Consider the following 11,584-nt stretch of genomic DNA (forward strand, 5'->3'; position numbering starts at 1 on the left):
CGGCATGGCAGTTCCAGGCGGCGGCCCGAAGGGTTGTGCGACAGGGCACGCAGGCGGCGTTGCCCATGCTCGCTGCACAGCCAGTGCAGCTTGCGCTGGGCGCCTAGCCTGCATACTCTGTCGCACAACGCAGCGCCAACCCCAAGCCCGACAGCCTCCTCATGCCCTTCGATCCCGCCACCCGCCCCCTCACCCCCTACGAAGCCCGCGTGCTCGCCACCCTGATGGAGAAGGCCCGCACCGTGCCCGACAGCTACCCCATGTCGCTCAACGGCCTGGTCACCGGTTGCAACCAGAAAACCAGCCGCGACCCGGTGATGAACCTGAGTGACGCCGATGCGCAGGAAGCGCTGGATTCGCTCAAGCTGCTGACGCTGGCGTTTGAGAGCAGCGGCAACCGCACCACACGCTGGGAACACAACTTTCAGCGCGGCGTGGGCGTGCCCGAGCAGTCGGCCGTGCTGCTGGGCTTGCTGATGCTGCGCGGCCCGCAGACGGCGGGTGAACTGCGCATCAACGCCGAGCGCTGGTACCGCTTTGCCGACATTTCGTCGGTCGAAGCTTTTCTGGACGAGCTGCAGGAGCGCAGCGCCGAAAAGGGCGGCCCGCTGGTCGTGCAGTTGCCCCGCGCGCCGGGTGCCCGCGAGCAGCGTTGGGCGCATCTGATGTGTGGGCCTGTAGACACCAGCGCCGGTGTGTCAGCCCCCAGCAGTGGCGGCGGTGGCAGCACCGGCACGTCTGCCGCACTGCAAGCGCGGGTGGACGCACTGGAGACCGAGGTGGCCAACCTGCGCACCACGGTGCAGCGGCTGTGTACAGAACTGGGCATTTCCCCAGACTCCGCGCCGATGTCGCCACCCGGACAGGACTAAAACGAACGACCGTGCTACAAATGCGGATCACTTGGAGACAAACCGATGGATCTCGCATTCACCCCCGAAGAACAGGCGTTCCGCGAAGAAATTCGCGCCTGGGTTCAAGCTAATCTACCGAAAGAAATTTCGCACAAGGTCCACAACGCCCTGCGCCTGACCCGCGACGATCTGCAGGGCTGGGCCAAGATCCTGGGCAAGAAAGGCTGGCTGGGCTTCGGCTGGCCCAAGGAGTTTGGCGGCCCCGGCTGGACGGCCGTGCAAAAGCACCTGTTCGAAGAAGAATGCGCGCTGGCCGGCGCGCCCCGTATCGTGCCGTTTGGCCCGGTGATGGTGGCCCCGGTGATCATGGCGTTTGGCAACGCCGAGCAGCAAAAGCGCTTTTTGCCTGGCATCGCCAGCGGCGAAGTCTGGTGGAGCCAGGGCTACAGCGAACCCGGCTCGGGCTCGGACTTGGCATCGGTCAAGACCCGCGCCGAGCGCGTGGGCGACAAATACATCGTCAACGGCCAAAAGACCTGGACCACTCTGGGCCAGCATGGCGACTGGATGTTCAACCTGGTGCGCACCAGCACCGAGGGCAAGCCCCAGACCGGCATCTCCTTCCTGCTGCTCGACATGAAGTCAAAGGGCGTCACCGTGCGCCCCATCAAGCTGCTGGACGGCGAATGCGAGGTGAACGAAGTGTTCTTCGACAACGTCGAAGTGCCTGCCGAAAACCTGATCGGCGAAGAGAACAAGGGCTGGACCTACGCCAAGCACCTGCTGAGCCACGAACGCACCAACATCGCCGACGTGAACCGCAGCAAGCGCGAGCTGGAGCGCTTGAAGCGCATCGCCAAGACCGAAGGCGTGTGGGATGACCTGCGCTTCCGCGACCAGATCGCACTGCTCGAAGTGGACATCGTCGCGCTGGAAATGCTGGTGCTGCGCGTGCTGTCGGCCGAGAAGTCGGGCAAGAACTCGCTCGACATCGCGGGTCTGCTCAAGATCAAGGGCAGCGAGATCCAGCAGCGCTACGCCGAGCTGATGATGCTGGCCGCAGGTCCCTTTGCCATGCCCTTCATCGAAGAGGCCATGGAAGCTGGCTGGCAGGGCAACTTCCCCGGCGGCGTCACTGCCAACGCGCCACTGGCGTCCACCTACTTCAACCTGCGCAAAACCACCATCTACGGTGGCAGCAATGAAGTTCAACGCAACATCGTCGCGCAGACGGTTCTGGGCTAAGGAGACAAGAACATGGATTTCGATTTTTCTGACGACCAGGAGCAACTGCGCGACGCCGTGCGCAAGTGGGTGGACAAGGGCTACACGTTCGAGCGCCGCCGCGCCGCCGTGGCTGCCGGCGGCTTCGACCGCGCCGCCTGGGGCGAACTGGCCGAGCTGGGCCTGACGGCCCTCACCGTGCCCGAAGCGCACGACGGCATGGGCCAGGGCGCCATCGATGCCATGGTGGTGGCCGAGGAACTGGGCCGTGGCATCGTTCTGGAGCCCATCGCCCAGGCCTTCATGGCCAGCAGCGTGCTGTCGCACTACGCACCGGCCAACGTGCAATCGGCCTGGCTGCCCCGCGTGGCCAGTGGTGAAGCCTTGGTGGTGCTGGCCCAGCAGGAGCGCAAGGCGCGCTATCGCCTGGATGTTTGCGAGTCAAAAGCGGCCCCAGCGCAAGATGGATATGCGCTGACAGCTATCAAAAGCGTAGTAGCTGCCGGCGACAAGGCCGATGCGTTCATCGTGCCTGCCCAACTGGACGGCAAGATCGCCCTCTTCCTGGTCGAGCGCACCGCCACTGGCGTGACCACCCAAGGCTACGTCACACAAGACGGCAGCCGCGCCGCCGAGGTGAAGTTCACCAACGCCCCCGCCACGCTCATCACCACCGATGGCCTGGCCGCGCTGGAACTGGCCGTGGACACCGGCATTGCCGCCACCTGCGCCGAAGCCGTGGGCGTGATGGACAAGACCGTGGCCATCACCGTCGAATACATGAACCAGCGCAAGCAGTTTGGCGTGTTCATTGCCAGCTTCCAGGCGCTGCGCCACCGCGTGGCCGACATGAAGATGCAGCTGGAACTGGCCCGCTCGATGAGCTATTACGCCAGCCTCAAGCTGGGCGCCCCTGCCGCAGAGCGCCGCGCCGCCATGGCGCGCGCCAAGGTGCAACTGGGTCAATCGATGCGCTTTGTCGGCCAGCAGGCCGTGCAACTGCATGGTGGCATCGGGGTGACGGACGAGTACATCGTGAGCCACTATTTCAAGAAGCTCACCCAGCTGGAAGTGGCCTTTGGCGACACGCTGCACCATCTGGGCGAAGTGTCCGCCCGCATGCAAGACACCGCAGGCGTGTTTGCCTGATGTGAACTGACGCAGCCATGTAACGCTCGCATGCCATGCTCGTGGATTCACCGATCCACGGGCATTTTTTCTTGTCGGAGACACCTTCATGAACAACAAATTCTGGCTGCAACGCCGATCTCTTCTGCTGGCAACCGCTGCAGCAGCTACCCTGGCCCTGGCCGGTTGCGCCACCAAGGGTCCCAGCCTGGCCGAAGCGCCGCCCATCGTCTTTGTGCACGGCAACGGCGACACCGCCGCACTGTGGCAAACCACCGTGTGGCGGTTTGAATCGAACGGCTGGCCGCGCGAACGCCTGCACGCCATTGACGTGCCCTACCCCCTGTCGCGTGATGAGGACGCCAAACCCCAGGCGGGCCGCACCTCGGCCGCAGAGCACATGGCCTACCTCAAGGCCGAAGTGGACAAGGTGCTCAAGGCCACGGGTGCAAGCCAAGTGGTATTGGTGGGCAACTCGCGCGGCGGCAACGCCATCCGCAACTACATCTACAACGGCGGCGGCGACAAGACGGTGAGCCACGCGATCCTCGGCGGCACGCCCAACCACGGCGTGTGGGCGATACCGGGGTTCCGAGAAGGCAACGAGTTCTCGGGCACGGGCCCTTTCCTCAAAGCCCTGAATGCTCCCAAGAACGCGGCGGGCGACGAGGTGAGCGGCCCCGTGAAATGGATGACGATCCGCTCGGACAACAACGACAAGTTCGCCCAGCCCGACGGTCTGTGGATAGGCCAGAAAGGCAAGCCCACCTACGTGACCGCCGCAGGCCCCGAACTCAAGGGCGCCACCAACGTGGTGATTCCGCGCATCGACCACCGCGAGACGTCGTACTCCCCCGCCGCGTTTGAAGCCACCTACCGCTTCATCACCGGCAAGGCACCGCAGGTCACCACCATTGCGGCTGAAAAGCAGGTGGTGCTCAACGGCAAGGTCACCGGCCTGGGCGTGGACCCGGCCGACCCCAAAACCGGCAACTTCAGCAACAACCTGCCCCTGGCGGGCGCGCAGCTGGAGGTGTATGCCACCGACCCCGCCACGGGCGCCCGCGCGGGCAATGCCTTGCTGCGCAAGACCGTGGGTGTGGATGGCCAATGGGGACCGCTGACGGTGCCCAACGGCTCGCCCGTCGAGTTCGTGATCAGCGCACCCGGCTATGCCACCACCCACATCTACCGCAGCGGCTTTCCACGCAGCAGCAACCTCATCCACCTGCGCGCAGAACGCATGGCCGATGCCGACAAAAGCGCCGAGAGCGTGGTGACACTGACCCGCCCGCGCGGCTACCTGGACCCGGCACGCGACAAGATGCTGCTGGATGGCGCAGCACCTGCTGGTGTGCCCGCTGGGGCAGGTGTTGCATCTGCCAAGGTCAAGCCCGCGGGGGGCGTGCGCAGCATTGCGGGTGAATTCAATGGCGAACGCGTGGTGGGACAGACCTGGCCCGCTGCCAGCGGCCATCTGGTGTTTCTCGAACTGACTTACTGATGGAATAGGCGTTGCTCGGTGCCTGAGCTCCGTGCAGCACACCACCAAGAGCGGTCAAGACGGCCCCGATGGCTAGGCGCTCCGTCGCAGACAGTACGAAGGGCCTGCCAACCCTCTTTTCGGGGTCGCGAAGGCCCTTGCGGGCGTGCCAATCTAGGCGCGCGACGCAGCGTGCGCTCTTGCACACGTAAGGAGCGGAACGACGAGTGGCGCGCCCGCAGGGGCCTTCCCTTCGGGTTGCCCGGCCTGGGGGCCGTCTGCGGCGTTGCCCGCGCTTGCAAGGTGCCTACCTTGCTGCGCACAGGCGCCTTGCATCCCACCCCCAGGTCGGGCAACGCGATCCCCGAAAAGAGGGTTGGCAGGCCCTCACGGCAAGACGAAGCAACGACGCCAGCGGGGTCGTATTGACCGCTCTACGCCAAAAGACGCGAGGACTTGGGGACGTGCGCCATCAGGAACTCCATCTGATCGGCCAGGATGCGCCGGTTGCGCAGGATGAAGTCCTCCCACAGACTCGGCACATAGGGCGCATACAGCAGCGGCATGTGTGCCTGCTCTGGAGTGCGGGGGCCCTTGCGGTGGTTGCAGGGGCGGCAGGCCGTGACCACGTTCATCCAGTGGTCCTGGCCGTTGCGTGCAAACGGCACGATGTGCTCGCGCGTCAGGTCTTCCTCATGAAAATGCCCGCCGCAGTAGGCGCACACATTACGGTCGCGGGCAAAGAGCTTGCTGTTGGTCAGGCTGGGCTTGAGCTCGAACGGATTGATGCTGGGCACGCCCTTGGTGCCGATGATGCTGTTGATGGCGATCACCGACTGCTCACCCGATATGGCGTTGTGCCCGCCCCGGAACCGGGCAATCTGTGCACCAGACTCCCAGCGCACTTCCCCGGCGGCGTAATGAATCACCGCCTGCTCCAGCGAAATCCACGATTGGGGCAGCCCTTGGGCTGACAGCTTCAAGACCTTCAAAACACGCCTCCTGGAACACAAAGTACACAAGGATCGGAACGCAGATGTCTCGCGGGCAGCCCTGCGCGGGGCCAGCCGTGGGTCACAATATACTCCGTTTTCATGACAAATTGGCGTCCTGCGCTTGATGGACTTGCGCATTCTGCTATCAAAAAGATAACAAACCGATGAAGATCTTTCGCGGATTCCACCACCCTGGCATTGCCAATGCCTGTGCGCTGACCATCGGCAATTTCGATGGTGTGCACCGGGGCCACCAGGCCATGCTGGCCTTGCTGAACAGCGAGGCTGCACACAGGGGCGTGGAAAGCTGCGTGCTGACGTTCGAGCCCCACCCCCGCGACTACTTCGCGGGCGCCCACCAAAAGCCCGAGCTGGCACCCGCACGCATCGGCACCCTGCGCGACAAGCTCACCGAACTGGCCCGCTGCGGTGTGCTGCAGACCGTGGTGCTGCCGTTTGACGCGCGGCTGGCCGCCCAGTCGCCCGACGCTTTCATCGACGAGGTGCTGGTGCGTGGCCTGGGGGCCCGGTATGTGCTGGTGGGCGACGATTTCCGCTTTGGCCGCCAGCGCGCCGGCGACTACGCGATGCTGGACGCCGCCGGGCAAGCCAAGGGCTTCGACGTAGCGCGCATGAACAGCTACGAGGTGCATGGGCTGCGCGTGTCCAGTTCCGCCGTGCGCCAGGCGCTGGCCGCAGGCGACATGGAAGCCGCGGCACGCCTGCTGGGACGGCCCTACACCATCAGCGGCCATGTGGTGCATGGCCGCAAGCTTGGGCGCGAACTGGGTGCTACCGCCGCCGGTGCAGGCGACGGCTTTCGCACCCTGAACCTGCGCTTTGCCCACTGGAAGCCTGCCGCCAGCGGCATCTTTGCCGTGCTGGTGCATGGCCTTGCCACCGAGCCATTGCCAGGGGTGGCCAACCTGGGCGTGCGCCCCTCGCTGGACCCGAACGACGTCAACGGCGGGCGCGTGCTGCTGGAAACCCATTGCCTGCATTGGCCCGCCGATCTGGGGCCCGAGGGGGCGTACGGTAAAATCGTGCGCGTGGAACTGCTACACAAACTGCACGACGAGCTGAAATACGACGGTCTGGATGCCTTGACGAAGGGCATCGCCAAAGACTGCGCCGACGCGCGTGCCTACTTTGCCTCGGCCCAGGCACCCAACCACACCGAAACCCGGCGCCAGACCACCCGCGACCGAATTTGAGGGAGCTGCTTCTCGCAGCGCCCGCCTGACGGGCCCGCCATCCTTCGCGCTCCAACCCCGTTCTTGCTCCGGGCCTTGCCCCGGAATGCCCCGTTTTTAAGGCTCCCTCATGTCCGACGACAACGCCAGCACTCCTTCCACGGATTACCGCAGCACCCTCAACCTGCCCGACACCTCCTTCCCCATGCGTGGCGACCTGCCCAAGCGCGAGCCGGGCTGGGTCAAGGACTGGGAAGACCAAGGCATCTACAAGCGCCTGCGGGATGCCCGTCGGGGTGCGCCCAAGTTCATCCTGCACGACGGCCCGCCCTACGCCAACGGCCAGATCCACATGGGCCACGCGGTCAACAAGATCCTGAAGGACATGATCACCAAAGCGCGCCAGCTCGAAGGCTTTGACGCGCTGTACGTGCCTGGCTGGGACTGCCACGGTCTGCCGATCGAGAACGCCATCGAGAAGAAACACGGCCGCAACCTGAGCCGCGATGACATGCAGGCCAAGAGCCGCGCGTTTGCCACCGAGCAGATCGCGCAGCAGATGGTGGACTTCAAGCGCCTGGGCGTGCTGGGCGAATGGGACAACCCCTACAAGACCATGAACCCCGCCAACGAGGCGGGCGAGATCCGCGCCTTCAAGCGCGTGATGGAGCGCGGCTTTGTGTACCGGGGCCTCAAGCCCGTGTACTGGTGTTTTGACTGCGGCTCGTCGCTGGCCGAGTTCGAGATCGAATACCAGGACAAGAAGAGCACCACGCTGGACGTGGCCTTCAAGTCGCACGACCCCGCCAAGCTGGCAGCCGCCTTTGACCTGCCCGCATTGGCCAAGGATGCGTTTGTGGTCATCTGGACCACCACTGCCTGGACCATCCCTGCCAACCAGGCGCTGAACCTCAACCCCGAGATCAGCTACGCGCTGGTGGACACGGGCGAGCGCATCCTGCTCGTGGCCGAGCCGCTGGTGGCCTCGTGCCTGGAGCGCTACGGCCTCACCGGCAGCGTGCTGGCCACCACCCTGGGCAAGAACCTGGGCGGCCTCGAATTCCAACATCCGCTGTACGACGTGGCCAGCGAAGACGGCAGCTTCGGCTACCGGCGCCTCTCGCCCGTGTACCTGGCCGACTACGCCACGGCCGACGACGGCACGGGTATCGTGCACTCCTCGCCCGCCTACGGCCTGGAAGACTTCAACTCCTGCCGCGCGCATGGCATGGCACTGGACGACATCCTGAACCCCGTGCAGGGCAACGGCACCTATGCGGCCGACTTCCCGCTGTTTGGCGGCCAGCACATCTGGAAGGCGGTGCCCGTCATCATCGAGGCCCTGCGCAACGCAGGCCGCCTGATGACCACCAAGGACATCACACACAGCTACCCGCACTGCTGGCGCCACAAGACGCCGGTGATCTACCGCGCCGCCGCACAGTGGTTCGTGCGCATGGACGAGGGCGAAGGCGTATTCACTAAAGCAGGCATGAAGCCCGCCAAGACGCTGCGCCAGATCGCGCTGGATGCCATCGAGCACACCAGTTTCTACCCCGAGAACGGCAAAGCCCGCCTGCACGACATGATCGCCGGGCGGCCCGACTGGTGCATCTCGCGCCAGCGCAGCTGGGGCGTGCCCATCCCGTTCTTTCTGCACAAGGATTCGGGCGAACTGCACCCGCGCACCATGGAAATCATGGACCAGGCCGCCGACATCGTCGAAAAGGGCGGTATCGAGGCCTGGAGCCGCGTGACGACCGAAGAAATCCTGGGTGCGGCTGACGCGCCCCACTACACCAAGAGCACCGACATCCTCGAAGTGTGGTTCGACTCCGGCTCCACCTTCAGCCATGTGCTGCGCGGCACGCACCCCGAGGTGCACCACGACACCGGCCCCGAGGCCGACCTGTACCTGGAAGGCCACGACCAGCACCGGGGCTGGTTCCACAGCTCGCTGCTGCTGGCCTCCGCGCTGGAAGGCCGCGCGCCCTATCGCGGCCTGCTGACCCATGGCTTCACCGTGGACAGCCAGGGCCGCAAGATGAGCAAGTCGCTGGGCAACGGCATCGACCCGCAGGAAATCAACAAGAAGCTGGGCGCCGAGATCATCCGTCTGTGGGTGGCCGCCAGCGACTACTCCGGCGACATCGCGGGCGACGAGAAGATCCTGGCCCGCGTGGTGGACGCCTACCGCCGCATCCGCAACACACTGCGCTTCCTGCTGGCCAACGTGAGCGATTTCGACCCGGCCAAGGACGCCGTGCCGTTCGACCAGATGCTGGAGATCGACCGTTACGCCCTCACCCGCGCATCCGAGTTCCAGGCCGAGGTGCTGGCGCACTACAAGGTCTACGAATTCCACCCCGTGGTGGCCAAGCTGCAGCTGTACTGCTCGGAAGACCTGGGCGGGTTCTACCTCGACGTGCTCAAGGATCGCCTGTACACCACGGCGCCCAAGAGCCTGGCCCGCCGCAGCGCGCAGACCGCGCTCTACAACATCACGCACGCCATGCTGCGCTGGATGGCGCCGTTCCTGTCGTTCACGGCCGAAGAGGCGTGGAAGGTGTTTGGCAACTCCGACTCCATCTTCCTGGAGACCTACGGCAACGTGGCGGGCGTGGGTGCCGGTGCCGACGAAGGCCTGTTGGCCAAGTGGGCGCGCATCCGCGAGATCCGCGACGCGGTGAACAAGGAGATCGAAGCGCTGCGCGCCGATGGCAAGGTGGGCTCGTCCCTGCAGGCCACCGTTACCCTCACGGCGGCGCCCGAAGACCATGCGCTGCTGGCCAGCCTGGGCGATGACCTCAAGTTCGTGTTCATCACATCTGCTATCGAATTGGTAGCTGTTAGCGCATTACAGATAAGCGTCAAGCCCAGTTCTGATGCCAAATGCGAGCGCTGCTGGCACTACCGCAGCGATGTAGGGCAGGACGCCGCCCACCCGACGATCTGCGGCCGCTGCACCAGCAACCTCTACGGCGACGGCGAGCGCCGGGAGCACGCCTGATGGACCGCACATTGCAGGCCGGGCGTTCCGGCGCGAGCATGTGGCCCTGGCTGGCCTGGGCTGTGGTGCTTGTGGTGGTCGACCAGATCACAAAGACCCTGATCCTCAACCACTACCAGTTGGGCGATTCCACGTTCATCACCAGCTTCTTCAACATCGTGCGGGCGCACAACACGGGTGCTGCGTTTTCGTTCCTGTCGGACGCGGGGGGCTGGCAACGGTGGCTGTTCACCGGCATCGGCGTGGCAGCCACGATCTTCATCGTGTGGCAGCTGCGTGCCCACCCGGGGCAAAAGCTCTTCGGCTTCGCGCTGTCGAGCATTCTGGGCGGCGCGGTGGGCAACGTGGTGGACCGGCTGATGCACGGCTATGTCGTGGACTTTCTGGACTTCCATGTGAGCGGCTGGCACTTTCCGGCGTTCAACGTGGCGGACTCGGCCATCACGCTGGGGGCAGCGTGTCTCATTCTGGATGAGCTGCTTCGCGTGCGGCGCGAGCGCTGACGCCACCGGCATCCCCCCTGCAACCTTTGCAACAGCCCGCCTCGTGCGGGCTGTTTGCTTTGTAGCGCCAGTTGCTCTTGCCGCATGCCGTGTCATGCGCATGTCACGGTCAGCGGTTGCAATGTAAACGTTTACATCAAACGTATTGCACCAAACTGCCATGAGCATTCTGGAGGTCGCCCGCGAGGCCGGTGTGTCGGTTGCCACCGTGTCGCGTGTTTTCAACGTGCCTGACAAAGTGGCCCCGGCCACGCGCGAGCATGTGGAGCACATCGCCCGCACCCTGGGCTATCTGCCCAACGCCAGCGCGCGCACCTTGCGCACCCAGCGCAGCCGCGTGCTGGGCGTGGTGTTGCCCACGCTCACCAACCCCGTGTTTGCCGAATGCCTGGAAGGCATTGCCCAGGCCGCCGTAGCGGGTGGCTACGCCATCTCGCCGTTCACCACCGACTACCGCCTGGACCAGGAAGACCGCGCCGTGAACCTGCTGCTGGCGGGCAACGTGGACGGGATGATCCTGGTGGTTTCGAACCCCGCCACCTCCACCGCACTGCAGCGGCTGGCCGAGGTGGGTCTGCCCTATGTGCTGGCCTACAACCACCACCCCGATCACCCCTGCGTGTCGGTGAACAGCGAGCTGGCTGTGGCCGACGTGGTGACCCATCTGGCCACGCTGGGGCACCGCCGCATCGCCATGGTCAGCGGGCTGCTCAGCGCCTCTGACCGCGCGCAACAACGCTGCCGGGGCTACGCGCGCGGCATGGAGCAGGCAGGCCTGCGGGCCCAGCCTGTGTTGCAGGTGCCCTTCGTGGCCGCTGCGCCAGAGGTGTTGGGCGAAGCCCTGAACAGCCAAGACCGCCCCACGGCCCTGGTGTGTTCCAACGACCTGCTGGCCATCCGCAGCATCCGCGCCGCGCACCTGGCGGGCCTGGCGGTGCCGCGCGACCTGAGCGTGGTGGGCTTCGACGGCATTGCGCTGGGGCAAGACCTCACTCCGCAACTGAGCACCGTGGTGCAACCCAATGCCGACATCGGCCGCCGCAGCGTGGAGCTGCTGGCCCAGGCCGTGGCCAGTGGCAACCCGCTGGGGCCCGACATGGGTCTGACGCTGGCGCACCAGTTCCGCGCTGGCGAGTCCTGCGCACCGCCCGCCTCTTCCCTTGTTCCTCCCCTCACCTGAACCCAAGGAGCTGA

Annotated in this window: 9 protein-coding genes; 8 read left to right on the plus strand and 1 reads right to left on the minus strand. The window is 65.3% G+C overall.

Annotation, left to right across the window (positions count from 1 at the left end):
• Positions 1–161: 161 nt before the first annotated feature.
• The 4 genes from ACT89O_RS18745 (at position 162) to ACT89O_RS18760 (ending at position 4,710) form a co-directional block, all read left to right on the plus strand.
• A complete protein-coding gene (locus tag ACT89O_RS18745) occupies positions 162–872 on the plus strand; it encodes a YceH family protein (RefSeq protein WP_426304881.1) in 711 nt (236 codons plus the stop codon).
• A 45-nt stretch (positions 873–917) separates the two neighbouring features.
• Positions 918–2,099, plus strand: a complete 1,182-nt coding sequence (locus ACT89O_RS18750) for an acyl-CoA dehydrogenase family protein (RefSeq protein WP_008905006.1) — start codon at positions 918–920, stop codon at positions 2,097–2,099.
• 12 nt (positions 2,100–2,111) lie between these two features.
• Positions 2,112–3,227: an acyl-CoA dehydrogenase family protein gene (locus ACT89O_RS18755; protein ID WP_426304882.1), complete on the plus strand. Its 1,116-nt coding sequence runs from the start codon at positions 2,112–2,114 to the stop codon at positions 3,225–3,227.
• Between the two features lie 88 nt (positions 3,228–3,315).
• Positions 3,316–4,710: an alpha/beta fold hydrolase gene (locus tag ACT89O_RS18760; RefSeq protein ID WP_487260839.1), complete on the plus strand. Its 1,395-nt coding sequence runs from the start codon at positions 3,316–3,318 to the stop codon at positions 4,708–4,710.
• A 413-nt stretch (positions 4,711–5,123) separates the two neighbouring features.
• Here ACT89O_RS18760 and ACT89O_RS18765 read toward each other — a convergent pair whose 3' ends face one another.
• Positions 5,124–5,681: an HNH endonuclease gene (locus ACT89O_RS18765; RefSeq protein ID WP_055401504.1), complete on the minus strand. Its 558-nt coding sequence runs from the start codon at positions 5,679–5,681 to the stop codon at positions 5,124–5,126.
• A 167-nt stretch (positions 5,682–5,848) separates the two neighbouring features.
• Between ACT89O_RS18765 and ACT89O_RS18770 the strand changes: the two genes are divergently transcribed.
• The 4 genes from ACT89O_RS18770 to ACT89O_RS18785 all read left to right on the plus strand — a co-directional run bounded on the left by ACT89O_RS18770 (position 5,849) and on the right by ACT89O_RS18785 (position 11,570).
• Positions 5,849–6,898: a bifunctional riboflavin kinase/FAD synthetase gene (locus ACT89O_RS18770; RefSeq protein WP_487260840.1), complete on the plus strand. Its 1,050-nt coding sequence runs from the start codon at positions 5,849–5,851 to the stop codon at positions 6,896–6,898.
• A gap of 109 nt (positions 6,899–7,007) precedes the next feature.
• Positions 7,008–9,887: an isoleucine--tRNA ligase gene (gene ileS, locus ACT89O_RS18775; RefSeq protein WP_487260841.1), complete on the plus strand. Its 2,880-nt coding sequence runs from the start codon at positions 7,008–7,010 to the stop codon at positions 9,885–9,887.
• Positions 9,887–10,390: a signal peptidase II gene (gene lspA / locus ACT89O_RS18780; protein ID WP_121420870.1), complete on the plus strand. Its 504-nt coding sequence runs from the start codon at positions 9,887–9,889 to the stop codon at positions 10,388–10,390. Before ileS ends, lspA begins: the two co-directional genes overlap by 1 nt.
• 160 nt (positions 10,391–10,550) lie before the next feature.
• Positions 10,551–11,570: a LacI family DNA-binding transcriptional regulator gene (locus ACT89O_RS18785; protein ID WP_487260842.1), complete on the plus strand. Its 1,020-nt coding sequence runs from the start codon at positions 10,551–10,553 to the stop codon at positions 11,568–11,570.
• Positions 11,571–11,584 lie beyond the last annotated feature (14 nt).

It is taken from the genome of Acidovorax sp. NN32 (genome assembly GCF_057597245.1).